General features: G+C 64.4%; 15 protein-coding genes. 6 read left to right on the forward strand and 9 right to left on the reverse strand.

Features of this window, described 5'->3' with window-relative positions:
• Positions 1-36: 36 nt before the first annotated feature.
• Positions 37-993, reverse strand: a complete 957-nt coding sequence (locus tag IF10I1_RS01510) for an ABC transporter substrate-binding protein (RefSeq protein WP_371328659.1) — start codon at positions 991-993, stop codon at positions 37-39.
• A 528-nt stretch (positions 994-1521) separates the two neighbouring features.
• Between IF10I1_RS01510 and IF10I1_RS01515 the strand changes: the two genes are divergently transcribed.
• Entirely contained in the window at positions 1522-2307 is a 786-nt protein-coding gene (locus IF10I1_RS01515; RefSeq protein ID WP_186415566.1) for a DeoR/GlpR family DNA-binding transcription regulator, read from the forward strand.
• A gap of 5 nt (positions 2308-2312) precedes the next feature.
• On the opposite strand, the gene modC is transcribed toward IF10I1_RS01515, so the two are convergent.
• The 5 genes from modC to IF10I1_RS01540 all read right to left on the reverse strand — a co-directional run bounded on the left by modC (position 2313) and on the right by IF10I1_RS01540 (position 6324).
• On the reverse strand, positions 2313-3431 hold the full coding sequence (gene modC, locus IF10I1_RS01520; RefSeq protein WP_186415565.1) for a molybdenum ABC transporter ATP-binding protein: 1119 nt from the start codon (positions 3429-3431) through the stop codon (positions 2313-2315).
• The gene (gene modB / locus IF10I1_RS01525) at positions 3428-4126 is read right to left on the reverse strand and encodes a molybdate ABC transporter permease subunit (protein ID WP_186415564.1); all 699 of its coding nucleotides are present in this window, start codon (positions 4124-4126) and stop codon (positions 3428-3430) included. The genes modC and modB overlap by 4 nt, the downstream gene beginning before the upstream one ends.
• A 36-nt stretch (positions 4127-4162) precedes the next feature.
• Complete coding sequence (gene modA / locus IF10I1_RS01530; RefSeq protein ID WP_186424331.1) at positions 4163-4963, reverse strand: molybdate ABC transporter substrate-binding protein; 801 nt, start codon at positions 4961-4963, stop codon at positions 4163-4165.
• A 91-nt stretch (positions 4964-5054) separates the two neighbouring features.
• Positions 5055-5519: a winged helix-turn-helix domain-containing protein gene (locus tag IF10I1_RS01535; protein WP_371341108.1), complete on the reverse strand. Its 465-nt coding sequence runs from the start codon at positions 5517-5519 to the stop codon at positions 5055-5057.
• A gap of 70 nt (positions 5520-5589) precedes the next feature.
• Positions 5590-6324: an endonuclease/exonuclease/phosphatase family protein gene (locus tag IF10I1_RS01540; RefSeq protein ID WP_371341109.1), complete on the reverse strand. Its 735-nt coding sequence runs from the start codon at positions 6322-6324 to the stop codon at positions 5590-5592.
• 160 nt (positions 6325-6484) lie between these two features.
• Here IF10I1_RS01540 and msrB point away from each other — a divergent pair, with 160 nt between their 5' ends.
• From msrB to IF10I1_RS01555, 3 genes are all read left to right on the forward strand, one after another.
• Positions 6485-6931, forward strand: a complete 447-nt coding sequence (gene msrB / locus IF10I1_RS01545; RefSeq protein ID WP_050472312.1) for a peptide-methionine (R)-S-oxide reductase MsrB — start codon at positions 6485-6487, stop codon at positions 6929-6931.
• 2 nt (positions 6932-6933) lie between these two features.
• Entirely contained in the window at positions 6934-7440 is a 507-nt protein-coding gene (msrA, locus tag IF10I1_RS01550) for a peptide-methionine (S)-S-oxide reductase MsrA (protein WP_186415561.1), read from the forward strand.
• 81 nt (positions 7441-7521) lie between these two features.
• Positions 7522-9027 (forward strand): YdiU family protein, encoded by a 1506-nt coding sequence (locus tag IF10I1_RS01555; protein WP_186391660.1) that lies wholly within the window; start codon positions 7522-7524, stop codon positions 9025-9027.
• 187 nt (positions 9028-9214) lie between these two features.
• Here the strand turns inward: IF10I1_RS01555 and IF10I1_RS01560 are convergent, their stop codons facing one another.
• On the reverse strand, positions 9215-11650 hold the full coding sequence (locus IF10I1_RS01560; RefSeq protein WP_371328657.1) for a YbcC family protein: 2436 nt from the start codon (positions 11648-11650) through the stop codon (positions 9215-9217).
• 45 nt (positions 11651-11695) lie between these two features.
• Positions 11696-13324: a proton-conducting transporter membrane subunit gene (locus IF10I1_RS01565; protein ID WP_208977517.1), complete on the reverse strand. Its 1629-nt coding sequence runs from the start codon at positions 13322-13324 to the stop codon at positions 11696-11698.
• 98 nt (positions 13325-13422) lie between these two features.
• Between IF10I1_RS01565 and IF10I1_RS01570 the strand changes: the two genes are divergently transcribed.
• A complete protein-coding gene (locus IF10I1_RS01570; RefSeq protein ID WP_186391659.1) occupies positions 13423-14328 on the forward strand; it encodes a LysR family transcriptional regulator in 906 nt (301 codons plus the stop codon).
• Between the two features lie 2 nt (positions 14329-14330).
• On the opposite strand, the gene nikR is transcribed toward IF10I1_RS01570, so the two are convergent.
• Positions 14331-14798, reverse strand: coding sequence for a nickel-responsive transcriptional regulator NikR (gene nikR / locus IF10I1_RS01575; RefSeq protein ID WP_050472307.1), 468 nt, complete (start codon positions 14796-14798; stop codon positions 14331-14333).
• A 140-nt stretch (positions 14799-14938) separates the two neighbouring features.
• On the opposite strand from nikR, the gene IF10I1_RS01580 reads away from it, so the two are divergent.
• On the forward strand, positions 14939-16528 hold the full coding sequence (locus tag IF10I1_RS01580) for an ABC transporter substrate-binding protein (protein ID WP_186391658.1): 1590 nt from the start codon (positions 14939-14941) through the stop codon (positions 16526-16528).
• Positions 16529-16587: the final 59 nt, after the last annotated feature.

The raw sequence follows: 16587 nt of genomic DNA on the forward strand, positions 1-16587 counted from the left end.
CGCCGCCCGTTCTGTCTTTGTGAGCCGGTTGCCGGATCAGAGCTTGTCGGTCACGACCGTGGTGGTGGCGCCGGAGGGCTCCTTGGTGATCACCGGGTCGGAGCCGCCGGAGAGCAGCGACTTCACGGTGCGCTCGTAAGCCTCCATGTCGAGCTTGCCGTCGGATCCATCCACCAGCTTCACCACTTCGCCGACCATGCGCTTCTGGTGCTTTTCGGTCTGGGCACCGGTCGCATCGTTTTCCAGCACGATCTCGGCGGCTTCATCCGGATTCTCGGCCGCATAGGCCCAGCCCTTCATGGAAGCGCGCACGAAGCGGGCGTATTTGTCCACCATGGCCGGGTCGTTCAGGCTGGCTTCCAGCACATAGAGCCCGTCTTCCAGCGTGGCGACGCCCTGATCCTCATATTTGAAGACCATCAGATCATCTGCCGGAATGCCGGCATCGATCACCTGCCAGTACTCATTGTAGGTCATGGTGGAGATGCAGTCGGCCTGCTTCTGCAGCAGCGGATCCACGTTGAAGCCCTGCTTCAGCACAGTGACGCCATCGGCCCCGCCTGCCGTGGGCATGTTCAGCTGGCTCATCCACGACAGGAACGGATATTCGTTGCCGAAGAACCAGACCCCCAGCGTGCGCCCCTTGAAATCCTCGGGAGAGGTGATGCCGGTTTCCTTGCGGCAGGTCAGCATCATGCCGGACTTCTTGAACGGCTGGGCGATGTTAACGAGCGGCACGCCCTTCTCGCGCGAGGCGAGGGCAGAGGGCATCCAGTCGATGATGACGTCGGCACCCCCACCGGCGATCACCTGCGGCGGGGCAATGTCCGGACCGCCCGGCTTGATGGTGACATCAAGGCCTTCAGCCTCGTAGAAACCCTTGTCCTTGGCCACGTAGTAGCCCGCGAACTGGCCCTGCGTCACCCACTTGAGCTGCAGCGTCAGCTGGTCCGCCGCATGGGCCGCGCCCGTGGTGAGGGCTCCTGCCAGCATGGTGGCGGCGGCGAGGGCCTTTACTGCGAAATGCGCCATTCCCCTTCTCCTCTTGCATGCCCGGAGCTGAAGCCCCGGTCTCTGGAAGTGTCATGCGGGAGCAGGCGTGGCGGCGTGAAGACTGCCAGCCGGTTTCCGGTGGCGGGTCCCCCCATATCCTTCGCCTCCCCCTCCGGGCCCGTTTGCCGGGCCATCTTCTTGTCGTCACCTGACCATTTGGTCAAAAAAGCCTAGGGAACCTGCGGCCCTAAGGTCAAGGTGATTATTTACGCAGCGGCGGCTATTTTGTAACCAGACGCAAGGTCAAGAGTGCGCGGCTTTCGGGGCCGGGTCAAAGGGATTCCATCTCCGCAATTGGATGGATTGCAGGCAGGCAGCTGTCATCTTATGTTCATATGAACGTCGCCAGCGGTTCATATGAGCGGACTATGGGAGAGGAACCGCCCGGTGCACAGTCAGCCGAAAGACGGCAATGGCTTGAGGCCTGACCCCGGAAGAGCGGGCGGCAACCAGAGTGGTGGTGCGAATATGCTCGGTCAGCAGGACTTAAGCAACAGGCAATCGGAGATTGCCGATCTGGTGCAGAGCCATGGCTTCATGTCGGTGGAGAGCCTTGCCGAACGCTTTGACGTGACGACCCAGACCATCCGGCGCGATGTGAACCGGCTGTGCGAAATGGGCATCCTGCGGCGCACCCACGGCGGGGTGGAACCGCCCGTGCCGGGCGGCAATGTGCATTACAGCACCCGCCGCATCATGAACCTGCCGCAGAAGCGCCGCATCGCCCGCATGGTCGCCAGCATGATCCCCGACGGGGCCTCGCTTGCCTTTTCCATCGGCACCACGCCGGAACTCGTCATGCAGGAACTGGTGCGCCATGAAAGGCTGCACATCTTCACCAACAATCTCTATGTGGCGGTGACAGCCTCGGAGAACCCCGGCTTTCATGTCACCATCGCCGGAGGGCGCCTGCGTTCGGGCGACAGGGACGTGCTGGGCACGGTGACGCAGGACTTCTTCGCCAGCTACAAGGTGGACTACGGCATCTTCGGCGTCGGCGGCGTGGATGAAGACGGCACGCTGCTGGACTTCACCGAAGAGGAAGTGGCGGCGCGGCAGGCGATCCTTGCCAACTGCCGCAATTCCCTGCTGGTGCTGGACCAGAGCAAGTTCGGCCGCGTTGCCCATGTGCGCGGCGGGCACCTCAGCCACCTCAGCCATGTGGTCTGCGATGGCCCCATCCCGGACGCGCTGGTTCCCGTGCTGGAAGCCTCGGGAACACAGCTCGTCATCTGCCCGCCGGAAGAAGACTGACCGGCCTACCGGCCGTCATCCGCAAGCCTGCCCATCTGTCCGCCCGCGATCACCGCGACGGATTTCAGCACCATGAAGCAAGGCACATCCGGCGCCAGCTGCAAGCTGGTAGCGGAGCGGGCGGTGATCCGGGCGAGGAACAGATGCGGGCCGCAGACCAGTTGCACCAGCAGGCTGCCGGTCTGGGCCGGTGTCAGACCAGTCACCTTGGCGGGCAGCACGTTGAGAGCGGACAGGCCCTGCGGCACCTGGCGGGAGATGAGGATATCCTCCGCCTCGATGCGCAGCCGCACAGGCTCACCCGGACTGGCGGAGAGGCGCGGCAGCAGCAGGCGGTTCTCAGCTCCGTCTCCGTCAGGCAGGCCGACTTCCGTCAGGCCATCGTCCGTATGGGCACGAACGGTTCCCTCCAGCAAAGCGCCAGCGCCGGAAGGCCCGAGGGCGGAGAGGGACTGCGGATCGGCCAGAACTGCGCCGGGCGCCCCGGCATGGCGCACACGGCCAGCCTCCAGCAGCACCACATGGGAGGCAAGGCGGGTGACTTCCGCCAGCGAGTGACTGACATAAAGCACCGGCACATCGCTCTCGTGCGTCAACCGCTCCAGATAGGGCAGGATTTCCGCCTTGCGCGCCTCGTCCAGGGCCGCCAGCGGCTCGTCCATCAGCAGGAGACGCGGGCGGGAGAGCAGCGCCCGGCCAATCGCCACCCGCTGCTTCTCACCGCCCGACAGCGACGCCGGGCGGCGGGCAAGCAATGGCGCGAGCCCAAGCAGATCAACGATCCGTTCCAGATCCACCGGCCTGCCACCGCCGTTGAAGGCATGGCCATAGAGAAGGTTCTGCCGGACGGTGAGATGCGGAAACAGCCGGCCTTCCTGAAACACATAGCCGATGCGGCGCCGGTGCGGTGGCATGAAGACCTTTGCGGCACTGTCCCACAGCACCTCGCCATTCAGCCGCACGTGACCAGCATCCGGGCGCAAAAGGCCTGCAACCGCCTGCACCAGCGTCGTCTTGCCCGAGCCGGACCTGCCAAAGAGGGCCGTCACCCCGGCGCTGCCGGTGAACGCCGCGTCCAGCGAGAAGCCCGGAAAGGCATGACGGATGGAAACATCAAGCGTCATCGGCCGGAAATCCTGCGGGCGACCCGTGCGGAGACGAATTCGGACAAGAGCAACGCCGCCATGGCAATGGCAATCGCAATCAGCACCAGCCGGAAGGCGGCAGGCTCGCCGCCCGGCACCTGCAAAAAGGCATAGATGGCGGAGGGCAGCGTCTGCGTCTGGCCGGGAATGTTGGAGACAAAGGTGATGGTGGCGCCAAACTCTCCCATCGCCTTGGCAAAGGCGAGGATCGCCCCGGCAATGATGCCGGGCAGGATCAGCGGCAGGGTAACGGTGAGGAACACCCAGAGGCGCGAGGCCCCCAGCGTTGAGGCCGCCTCTTCCAGCTTCACATCCACCGCCTCGATGGACAGGCGCATGGCACGCACCATCAGCGGAAAGGCCATGACGGCGGCAGCGAGCGCCGCACCCGTCCAGCGGAAAGCGAAGACGATCCCGAAGGTTTCCTCCAGAAAGCTTCCCACCGGGGCCCTGCGGCCAAAGGTGATGAGCAGCAGATAGCCGGTGACGACCGGCGGCAGGATCAGCGGCAGATGTACAAGGCCATTGAGCAGCTGCCGCCCGTAGAACCGCCCCCGCGCCAGCGCAAAGGCGGTGGCAAGGCCCAAAGGCAGGCTGATCAGCGTGGCCCAGAAGGCAACCTTGAGGGAGAGCGCCACGGCGCGCCACTCTTCAGGACTGAGCCATTCCGTCATTGCCACCCCGCCAGACCCTCCGATGCTTCAAGCCCATCACTGCGTCAGAACCGTAAAGCCTTCCGCCTTGAACACGGCAGCGGCCTTCTCACCCTTGACATAATCCAGAAACGCTTCCGCCCCATCCCGTGCCGAAGCAGTGAGCGCTGCGGGAAACACGATAGGAGCATGGCTGCCTTGCGGGAAGGTGCCCACGATGCTGACCTTTTCGTCAGCGGCTGCATCGGTGCTGTAGACGATGCCGAAAGGTGCTTCGCCGGTGGCAACGAGCGCAAGGGCGGCACGCACATTGTCCGACTGTGCCACCTTGGGCTCGACCGAGGCCCACAGGCCCAGCGAGGTCAGTGCCGCCTTGCCATAGACACCTGCGGGAACGCTGTCCACAAGGGCCATGGCCAGCTGGCCGCTGCCAATCAGCCCGGACAGATCCAGCTCCGGGGTGAGCGCCACCTTGGGCGCATCACTGCCATGGGCAACAAGCACCAGCGTATTGCCCAGAAGATCAACCCGAGTTCCGGACCTGATCAGACCAGCCTCGTCCAGCTTGTCCATCCAGTCCGTGCTCGCGGAAATGAAAATATCCGCCGGCGCCCCCTGCTCGATCTGCCGGGCGAGTGCCGCACTGCCGGCATAGGACACCACAACAGACCCGCCTCCACCGGCCTGATAGTCCGCCACGATCTGCTGCAGCGCCGTCTGAAGCGAGGCCGCCGCAAAGACTGTCACCTCCTGCGCCTGCGCTGCGAAGCTGGAGAGGAACAGGGCCGCAACGGCGGTCACCGCGAGTGCGGCACCGCGCAGGCGCCCCGCCGTGCTGCGGCAAAGATGGATGGTCATGCGTCTCTCCCTGACAGGCAAAGGCAGCGGTCAGCCGCCTGTCGTTATATTCGACAGGAAACATCGCAAAGCTCACCTTGCAAGGCAAGCGTTATTTCTCACCGGGAATATCCCTTAGCAGGGCGCAGATGGCGTCGATCTCGGGCGCGCCTTCCTGTGCGAGCCGCTCCACCAGCCGGTGGTAGTTCGCCAGAACCATCTCCCCGGCCTCCGTCAGCCGCGCGCCGCCGCCCTTTGCCCCGCCGCGCGCACTGTCCACCAGCGGCTCACGGAAGGCCGCATTGAGATGCTCCACCAGCTGCCAGGCGCGCTTGTAGCTCATGCCCATGCGCCGGCCGGCCCCGGCAATGGAGCCTTCCTCGCGGATGAATTCCAGAAGTTCAGCCTTGCCCGGCCCCAGCATCGCATCATTGCCAAAGACCAGCCGCAGCCTGAGGCGCGGCCAAGGCTCGCCCGCTGGCACCGGGGAGGTATCGGAAACGGTGGCGGAAACATCATCTTGCATCATCCCGCCACCCTGCAAACCGCCCGCCGCTTTGGCAAGCGGAAAGCTCATCTTGAATGTCCGGATACAGCTGGTTCAGTCGATCGGTCCGAAAACAAAAAGCGATGCTTAGATCAAGTTCTCAGACGGGCGGTATTTCATTGCGCTCAGGAATTTCGACCAGAACAGGCATATGATCACTCGCGGCCAGCCAATCGTCCGGCCTGCCAACTTCGCAACTAGCGCCATCCAGTAGCGAATTGGAAATAAAAGCATAGTCGATATGGTACGGCTTATTCGGCTTTCGATACATAAAGAATGTTGGTTCTTGCTCTCCCCCTTGCACTTCATTGCGCAGCACATGATATGCACTCTCAAGACCAATAAGCGACAAATGCCTCACGACATCACTATGATTCCACCAGCGATCCCAAACATCCCAACATGAATTGCTATTAAAATCACCAATCAAGATCGAATTTCCAGACTCAAGAAAACAGCTATTCTTTTGCAAAAATTTCCAAACCTGACCAATATATTTGAATGTCGGAGAATTTGCCTGACGCGACCAAACTCCAACGAGATTTATTGAATCATTCACTCTACATGGCAGAAAAAGTTCTAGCGCCCCCAAGTCAAGCGGACTCGCCTCAAGTGTTACACCTGATCGGGCAAATATACCTAGGCCACGATTTTTGTTAGGCCCCACCCATAGATAATTCCGAGCCCAATCATGATAAGATGAGCACTGAACATGAGAGGGATCTTCGCACTCCTGAATAATAAATACGTCAGCCTGCATAGACTGAAGCATTGAAAACTTCTTCCTTAGAGCACCGTTACAATTCCAAGTTACAAAGCGCAAAACCAACCTCAAATCTATGCAATATCAATAGATACAATCAAATTTGTTTAACACTTCCCTAAGAAACACGACTGCGTGTCACGGACTGGGCAAGCGGGGGAGGACGCTCCATATTGCATCCGAGGCCTTGCGAAGGCACCCCCTTTCCCGCCTGACATTCAGGAGTTCATCCATGACACGATACGAGAAGTCGGCAGATGCCATTGCCAAGCTGACGCCCGAGCAATACCGCGTGACCCAGCAGAACGGCACCGAGCGTCCGGGCACGGGCGAATATCTCTATAACAAGGAGCCGGGCATCTACGTGGACATCGTCTCCGGTGAGCCGCTGTTTGCCTCCTCGGACAAGTATGAATCCGGCTGCGGCTGGCCGAGCTTCACCAAGCCCATCGAACCGGCCAACGTGGCGGAGCTGCATGACGCGTCGCACGGCATGATCCGCACCGAGGTGCGCTCCGCCCATGGCGACAGCCATCTGGGGCACGTGTTCCCCGATGGCCCGCGTGACCGGGGCGGCCTGCGCTATTGCATCAACTCGGCCTCGCTGCGCTTCGTGCACAGGGATGACATGGAGCGGGAGGGCTATGGCGCCTATCTCGACCAGGTGGAGGAGATCTGACGATGACAGAGACAGCCATTCTCGCTGGCGGATGCTTCTGGGGCATGCAGGATCTGATCCGCAAGCTGCCGGGTGTCCTCTCCACCCGCGTCGGCTACACCGGCGGCGATGTGCCCAATGCCACCTACCGCAATCACGGCACCCATGCGGAAGGGATCGAGATCATCTTTGATCCGGAGCAGATCAGCTACCGGCGGATTCTGGAGTTCTTCTTCCAGATCCACGACCCCACCACACCCAACCGGCAAGGCAATGACGTGGGCATGTCCTACCGTTCGGCCATCTATTACCTGAGCGATGAGCAGAAGCAGACGGCCATCGACACAGTCAAAGATGTCAATGCATCGGGCATCTGGCCGGGGATAGTGGTGACGGAGATCGAACCTGCCGGTGATTTCTGGGAAGCCGAGCCAGAACATCAGGACTATCTTTTGCGTTACCCGAATGGATATACTTGCCATTATCCCCGGCCCAACTGGGTCCTGCCCCGCCGCCCGGCGGAGGACTGATTTTTCGCGGCGGGCGCCGGTCCGGTGCCCGCGCTCCAGCCTGCTTCTCCGCGCCCAATGGGCCGCAGTTCCGGAATACCCATGACCGAGCCGCTTTTCCGCTTTGACAACAGCTACGCCCGCGACCTTGAGGGCCTTTACATTGTTCAGGCGGGCGCGCCGGCGCCAGCGCCGCGCATGCTGAAATTCAATGCGGAACTGGCACAGGAACTGGGCCTGGACGCAGCCCGGCTTTCCGGCGAGGAAGGAGCACGGATCTTCTCCGGCACAGTGATGCCACTAGGTGCCTCTCCGCTTGCCCAGGCCTATGCCGGGCATCAGTTCGGCGGTTTTTCGCCGCAACTGGGCGATGGCCGGGCGCTTCTCTTGGGCGAGATCCTTGCCCCGGATGGCAAGCGGTTCGACATTCACCTGAAAGGCTCGGGCCGGACCCCCTTCTCCCGGGGCGGCGACGGCAAGGCAGCCGTTGGGCCGGTGCTGCGGGAGTATGTCATCGGCGAAGCCATGCACGGCCTCGGCATCCCGACCACGCGGGCGCTGGCGGCGGTTGCCACCGGAGAACCGGTGCTGCGCGACAGGGTTCTGCCCGGCGCAGTTCTGGCGCGGGTGGCTTCAAGCCACATCCGGGTGGGCACGTTCCAGTTCTTCGCCGCACGCGGTGATATTGCCCGGCTGACAAAGCTTGCCGCCTATACCATTGCCCGCCATGACCCAGACCTTGCCCCCGATGCCAAGGTGACGCCTGAGGCCGCCCTTGGCCTGCTGGACCGCGTGGTCCGGCGGCAGGCCTTTCTGGTGGCGCAATGGATGCTCGTCGGCTTCATCCACGGTGTGATGAACACCGACAACATGACCATTTCCGGCGAGACCATCGACTACGGCCCCTGCGCCTTCATGGAAGGCTATGACCTCAGGACCGTGTTCAGCTCCATCGACACCCATGGCCGCTATGCCTATGGCAACCAGCCGGCCATCGCCCAGTGGAACCTTGCCCGGCTGGCAGAAGCGCTGCTGCCGCTGATGGGCGATGATGAAGATGCCGCCATCGAGAAGGCCGGCGCCTGCGTCAACGGCTATGCGGAGCATTTCCAGGCCGCCTGGATCAACGGCGCGCGGGCGAAGCTTGGCCTAGCCTCCAGCGAAGAGGGCGACGACGCCCTGGTGAAATCCCTGCTTGCCGCCATGAGCACGCCGCAGGGCGCACCGGGCCAGCATGCGGCGGACTTCACCGGCACCTTCCGCGCCCTCTGCCGCTTCGGGGATGAGGGCGAGGCCGCCCTCGCCCCGTTCTTCGGTGGCACGGAGCGCATCACAGAGTTTGCGCAAGCCTACACGGCACGCCTTGCCCGCGACAGCATGGCGCCCGCACAGCGCCGCGCTGCGATGGAAGCGGTGAACCCCATCTACATCCCGCGCAATCACAAGGTGGAAGAAGCCCTCGCCGCCGCCACAGAGGGCGACCTTAAGCCCTTCGACAGGCTGGTGGATGTTATCTCCCAGCCCTTCACCGAGCGCCCCGGCCTTGAAGCCTACGCCGAACCCGCCCCCTCCACCTTCGGCCCCTACCGCACGTTCTGCGGGACGTGAGGGGAAGGCAGCAGGTAATAACGTTCACCTCTCCGTAGTCATCCCGGACGCAGCAAAGCGGAGATCCGGGATCGGTGAGCCGGGGTACTGGCTGGTTTTCACCCGAGAGGCCTTGGCTCACCGGTCCCGGCTCTCACGCTGCTCGGCCGGGATGACTACGGGGGAAGCTTGTGGTTCACATCTCCCCTCACCCCAGCGGCGAAAAGCTCAGCCCGCCGGCATACCGGCTCGCAGGCTTGCCCTCATCGTCCAGCAGCAGCAAGTGCAGCCAGCGCTGGTCGAACAGGGCCCGCACACCGGGATGGCGGGAGAGGATGTCCAGCACCGCCTGTTCCGGCGCCTCCACCATCACGGTCAGCCGCAGCGGTTCGTGCATCAGCTTTTCGCCGTCATGCACCGACTGCCAGGTGAGGCCGGTGCGCAGCAGGCCGCCATTGCCTTCCACCACGCCCATGCCACCCGCCGCATTGTGCAGCAGCTTGTTGCCCGCACCGAAGAGCTGCGGCACAACGGCTGAGCCGTAATATTGCAGGCTGATCCAGCTGGCGACGACGACCGGCGCGGTGAGGATCAGTTCCAGCACGCGGAAGCCTTCATCCTTGGCCGCCACATAGTCGTGCAGGAACACCCGCCCCCCGAGATCGGCCCCGGCGCTGTGCTGGCGCGGAGCGGCGATGAAGGCGGCGCAGCCTGCGAGGCCCCATTCGGGCCGGGTCTGCGACCAGTCCCGCGCCCTTGCGCCCATCGCCTGCTGCCGATCAGCCCCCGGCAGCTTCTCTGCCCGTTCCGCCCGCGCCAGAGTGCCAGCCGATGCCAGCCAGTCCTTCAGCTGCGCCAGATCCTCCACATGGGCCGGGGCATCAACATCGCCCTCATAGAGAGTGACGCCATCGGAAGCGGTGTCATGCAGCCCGGCGAGGAACAGGGTGTCCTCAGGAACGGCGATGCCCTCAGCGGTCAGCCCTGCCCGCACGGCCGGATCATTCAGCAGAGATACCAGAAGCCGGGCGTTGACCTCGCCGGAATGGCCGCCGCAGGCGCCGCATTGCAGGGCGCTGGAATGCAGGTTGTTGCGCACATCCGAGCCATGGCCCGCAATCAGCACGATCCGGGCAAAGCCTTGCGTCAGCGACATGGCCCGCAGCACGGTGGCCGCCGTGGCAACCGCCTGATCCGGTGCCAGCGGCGGATCGAACCGGGGCGCAGGCGTGGTATCAGCCGCAGCCTTTGCCGGCAGCAGCGCATCCTTGATCAGCTTGGCCGCATAGAGCGGGCCCGCCGCCTCGACAAAGGCGAAGGACGACACCGCCGCCTGCCGGAACCGGCCAAAAGCCCGCTTTGCGCGCGCCGCAATCCGGGTGTTCCTGTCTGCCTCTTCCTGTCCAACCGGCGTCGAGCAGGAGAACCGGGCAGGCTGCAGCAGCACGGGCAGCCGCTTTTCCGCCCGGCTTGAGGCAAAGCCCCGGTGGCTGGTGCCGATGCCGAAGAAGCCCGCAAAGCCAAGGGTCCGGATGGCAGGGTCAAGCGATTCCAGCGCCCGCCGGAACACTTCCGAGCGCACGTCGATGCAGAAGGCTGCCTGCACGGCGGGCCTCTGCACGGCGCTGGCGGCAAGCGGCGTCTTGCGGGCGGCCAGCTTGCCAGAAAGTTTGCGCTGCGCGGCCCGCTCCGATGCTTCCTGCAGCACCGCATCAATGATCATGTCTTCAGAGGGCACGGCAGGCTGGGCATGGGCGGCAGCCGTCTTGCGCCACAGGAGCAGACTTGCCTCTCCCTTGATGCCCTGCCCGGCCAGATGCAGGAACAGTGCCTCTTCCCACACGAGCCGGATGGCCAAGAGATCAAGAAGCGTTGCATCCGTGCCGCCGGAAAGCTCTGCCTCCCACAGCCGGTAGCGGGCGGCCTGCGCCCAGCCGCCAAGACCGAGCAGCAGCTGATGGAAATAGCTTTCCAGCGCCTCACCCGTCAGCCCCAGCGTCGTCACGGCCCGCAGGAGTGCGCCCTGCGCCGTATCCGGTGCGGCGGCAACGAAAGCGCCAAAGCCGGTCAGCCCCATGATTTCGGGCGTCAGGTCATGCGAGCCGTTCATCTGCCAGCCGGCGTAGACGGAACGGCCCTTCGCCAGCGGCCAGAGTGCCTGACCCTCATCAAACAGCGCGGCGCAGAATGCGCCCATCCGGTCGGTCACCAGCGCCTCCAAATCCCAGTCCCCCAGCGCCGTGGCAAGTGCCGCGACGGTGGGCAGAGCCTGGGGTGCGGACGGCTCGGCATTCAGCCGGACGAGGACGCCCGCAGCATCGAGGGGCAGCGGCTCAGGGCTTGCCGCAAGTGCCTGTGCGATGTCTTCCCGTGTCAGATCCCCCTCTGCCAGCTTGGCGGCAAAGACGCTGCGGGGCAGAGTGATGCGCACACCGGCCAGCCGGGCCAGCTTTGCAGCCGTCTGGGCAAGGGTCATGCCCGTCTGGCCAAGGAAGGGATTGACGGCGACGGTTGCCGCCAGCGGGAAGGCAGGCGGGATCTGCCGCTGGGCGGCCTGTGCGGCCTCCATAACGGTGGCGAGCGGCAGGGCGGGAAGCGTATCACCAAGAGAAGCGGCTTCAGCCGGATGCATGTGCAGGGTCATTTCAGGTCTCCCGTTCGGAGAAAAGGACAAGCAGAGGTCGGCAGGTCAGGAGCGCAGGGCGGGCCGTGCCAGCCAGCGGTCCAGCAGCGCATTGACGTAGAGCCCGTTGGCGAGATGCACCCTGAGGCCAGCTGCAGCCGGATGCGCCGCCCAGAGCGGGAACATCGCCTGCGTCACCGCGATCACACCGAAGGTTGCCAGCGACAGCAGCAGCAGAGCCGTTTCCAGCGGGCCGGGCTGCGGCACCGGCGGCAGCGTGCCGCCGTAGATGGCTGCGGCCACACCGTGGAAGGCGAAATAGGCTGCAGCGGTTGCCAGCGAAGCGGCAATCGTGCGCAGCATCAGCCCGCGCGGCGCGGCACCAGCCAGCCCCTGCGCCATCAGATAGGCGACGCCGAAGATGAGGATGACACCGAGGGCCAGCGCCTGCGGCGGCTTGTCGGCCCAGCCGAAGGCCGCAGCCGCCAGGGCATAGACACCCACCGCCAGCGCAAAGGCCCGCGCCACGGCTCTGGCTTCCGGAACTGCCACCGGCCCCGGCCGGGAGGCTGCGGTCACCGCTTCCACCGCCGTGCCCGAGGAGAGGAAGGCGTGGGCCTTGTAGAGCGAATGAGCCACGATGTGCAGCAGCGCCAGATGGAACAGACCGAAACCGCACTGCAGGACCATGAAGCCCATCTGCGCCACGGTGGACCAGGCAAGCGCCGTCTTCACCAGAGGCTGGGTCAGCATCACCAGCGCGCCGAAGAGCGCCGTGAAGCCGCCGATCACCACCAGCAGTGCCAGCACACCGGGGCTGAGCAGCATCACATCCGCAAAGCGCACCAGCAGGAAACCGCCCGCATTGATGACGCCCGCGTGCAGCAGGGCCGACACCGGAGTCGGGGCTTCCATCACTTCCGTCAGCCAGCCGTGCAGCGGGAACTGCGCCGACTTGAGGCAGGCGGCAAGGGCAATGAGCGCCGCCGCCGCGACCGCCAGCGTGCCACCTTCGCCCATCCGGGCCTCAGCCAGAATGGCCGCAATGTCACCTGTGCCATAGCTGAAGCCCAGCGCGAGCACACCGGCCAGCAGCACCGCATCGCCCGTCCAGGCGCTCAGCCGCTTCTTGGCCAGCACCTTGGTGACACCCGGCCGCTCCGGATAGAACCGCAACAGCTGCATCAGCGACTGGCTGGCCATCACCCAGGCAAGCCAGATCTGCGCCAGCGTCGCGGCAGAGACGAGCAGGATCACGGCCGCCAGCGTCAGGCACAGCCAGCCCATGAAGCCCCCCTGCCGCGCTTCGCCGTCGAGATAGGTCCGCGAGTAGCGCAGCACGATCCAGCCGATGAAGCTGACCAGCACCAGCATGGTGACCGACACCGCATCCAGCCGCAGACCGGGCATGAACAGATCCGCCAGCGGATGTCCCGTCTGCACGATGACCTGCTGCGGACCCGTGATCAGGAAACCGGCCAGAGCCGCAAGCGCCAGAAGAAAGGCCGCAAGACCGGAAAGCTCAGCCAGGCGCGGCAGCGGATGGGGACGGCGGCTCCGCCGCAGCACAGGACGCAGCGCAGCCACGGAGGCCACGAGAGCCAGCAGCCCGGCAGCGCCAGCAACGGCAATCACGCCATGGGACGCGGCAGAGAGAAGCGCAGCAGGCAGAAGCGCGGCGGACATTTCAGGCATCGGAACCTCCGGGTTACTCGGACGCCGCAGTTGGTATCAGCCCGCCAAACCCAATAAAAATACATTGTTTGTGCGTTTTCGTTCTATAAAATAGAACTATGCCTGACCTGAACTATCATCACCTGCGCTATTTCCGGGCCGTGGCCCATGATGGCAACCTGACCCGCACGGCGGAGCGGCTGAACCTGTCGCAGTCGGCCCTGTCCGTACAGATCCGCCAGCTGGAGGAGCGGCTGGGCCATGCCCTGTTCGAGCGGCGGGGCCGCCAGCTGCATCTGACCGAGGCCGGACGGATCGCACTGGATCATGCCGATGCCATCTTCTCAGCCGGAGAAGAGCTGATCGCCACCCTGCGCCAGACCGGCACCACCCGGCAGGTGCTGCGGGTGGGCGGCATGGCGACGCTGTCGCGCAACTTCCAGATTGCTTTCCTGCGCCCGGTGCTGGGCCGGGCGGATGTGGAAGTAGTGCTGCGCTCCGGCTCACCGGCGGAATTGCTGCATCAGCTGGAAACACTGAACCTTGACGTGGTGCTGCTGACCCGCCCGCCGGAGAACAAGGCGGACCTGCCCTTCATCGCTCACAAGCTGGCCGAACAGCCAGTCAGCCTGATTGGCAAGGCAGATGCGGAAACGGCGGGCCTGAGCCTTGGCGAACATCTTGCCCGCTCGCCGCTGATCCTGCCGACGCGGGACAGCAGCGTGCGCACCGGCTTCGATGCGCTGGCCGCCAGGCTGGATGTCAGCCCGCAGATCGCCGCCGAGGTGGATGACATGGCGATGATGCGTCTTCTCGCCCGCGAGGGGCTTGGCCTCGCCGTGATGCCGCCCATCGTGGTGCGGGACGAGCTGGCCAGCGGGCTCTTGCGGGAAATCGACCGGCTGGAAGGCCTGACGGAAAGCTTCTATGCGGTCACCCTGTCCCGCCGCTTCCCCAATCCGCTGCTGCGCGATCTCATCGCCGCACGCCCGGCTGACTTTGCCGCCGGGAATGATGCAGACTGAGGTCAGAAACTATCGCGCACCTTGAGGTGCATATGGCTGTGGCTGGCGCCATCGCCATGCTGATGCACCTCCTCTTCCTCACTGATGGGCACAAGTGACAACGCGCCGTGGCGCACGCCCCGTTCGGTGAAGAGGCCATTGGCATAGTTCTCGACCGTCTCCACCGGCCCGCGCATCACCGCCACTTCCACCGCCACCGTGTGGTCCAGCGGCACGGACAGCGCGGCAACAGCCATGTGGTGATGCTCGTGCCGGGACTGGGGCACACGGCGGCCAAGGTCGCGCATCGACAGATCCACCGTGTAGCTGAGCACGCCGACGCATTGCGCATTGCCCGAGGCCTTGCGCGCCAGCCCGCGCCGCAGAAGATCACGCAGGGCTTCGGAGCGGTTGGTCGCACCCGAGCGCGCCATGAAGGCGTCCAGCTCGTCCAGAAGATCATCCTCGATGCTGATCGTGATCCGCTGCATGGGCCCTGTGTCTCCGCCTCGTGTTCAACCATGCCGCCAATTTGGGCAAGGCGGCCCTGCCAAGAGACTTGCATCGGATTGCCGCCAGATGCAGTATGAAAAAACAAAATGAATTTCATACTCGTCAGGACGACCGCCCCATGCCTCTGCGCAGCCGCCTTTTTGCCACCGCCTCCGCCCTTGCATTCGGGCTGCTTGCCGCCGCCAGCGTGACGGCGCAGCCCGCCCCCCCGGCGCTGGTGCTGGCGGTGGGAGGCGAGCCGGAAACCGGTTTTGACCCTATCACCGGCTGGGGCTCCTATGGCAATCCGCTGTTCCAGTCCACCTTGCTGAAGCTCGACACGGATCTGAACCTCGTTGGTGATCTGGCAACCGCATGGACCCTTTCGGATGACCGCAAGACCTGGACGCTGACCCTGCGCGAGGATGCAAAACTCCCGGACGGCACCGGCCTGACGGCGGAGGATGCAGCCTTCACCTACAACACGGCGCGTGATGCAGGCGGCGTCGTGGATCTCACCAATCTGCGCGAGGCGCGCGCCACCGGACCCTACACGCTGGAAATCGAGCTGAAGGAACCGCAGATCACCTTCACCAGCCGCCTTGCCAGCCTCGGCATCGTGCCGAAAGCCGCCTATGGCCCGGACTATGCCCGCAAGCCCGTTGGCTCCGGCCCTTTCCAGCTGGTGGAATGGCGGGAAGGCGAGCAGTTGGTGATAGAGCCAAATCCGCATTGGCATGGCACGAAGCCCGGCTTCGCCCGCGTCAGCTTCGTCTTCGGCTCGGAAGATGCTGCCGTCAGCCTCGCCCGCACCGGTGCCGCCCAACTCGTGGCCGTGCCTTCCTCGCTGGTGGACGAGACGCCGCAAGGCATGAAAAGCCTGCATGTGAAGACCGTGGACAATCGCGGCGTCATGTTCCCGATGGTGCCGGAAACAGGCGCGAAGACGGATGAAGGCTATCCGATCGGCAACAGCGTCACCGCAGACAAGGCCATCCGCACGGCGCTGAACGAGGCGCTGGACCGGCAGGCACTGGTGGATCTCGCCCTCTCTGGCCATGGACGGCCCGCCTATGGTCCGGCTGACGGCCTGCCCTGGGACAATGCAGATGCGAATGTGAAGGGCGGCGATAGTGAAGCGGCCCGCGCCACGTTGGCCGCAGGCGGCTGGCGCGACAGCAACGGCGATGGCGTTCTCGAAAAGGACGGCAAAGACGCGGCCTTCACCCTGCTTTATCCGGCGTCCGATTCCACCCGGCAGGCACTGACGCTTGGCGTTGTGGAACAGGCGAAGGCCATCGGCATCCGTATCACCCCGCAGGGCAAGAGCTGGACCGAAATCCGCACCCTGATGCATGCCAACGCCGTGCTCTTCGGCTTCGGCTCGCACAGCCCGGCGGAAATGTTCCGGCTGAACGGCAGCCGCTATGCGGGCGCGGGCTATTACAATCCGGGCTATTACAACAACCCAGCCGTTGATGCCGCCTTTGCCAAGGCTGAAGGCGCAGAAAGCTTCGAAGCCTCCCTGCCCTTCTGGCAGGCGGCGCAATGGGACGGCACCACCGGCTTCGGCTCCAAAGGCGATGCCGCATGGGCCTGGCTCGTCAATCTGGAGCATTCCTACTGGGTGTCGGACTGCCTCGACACCGGCCGCCAGCAGGTCCAGCCCCACGGCCACGGCTTCCCCATCACCCGCAACCTCGAAGACTGGCGCTGGACATGCCAATGAGGGCTGAACGTTCCGGAGACCAGCATCTCCTCTCCGCTCTTGAGCTGCCGGTTTCACAG

The sequence above is a fragment of the Pannonibacter sp. I15F10I1 genome (assembly GCF_900185665.1).
Classification (GTDB): Bacteria; Pseudomonadota; Alphaproteobacteria; order Rhizobiales; family Stappiaceae; genus Pannonibacter; species Pannonibacter indicus.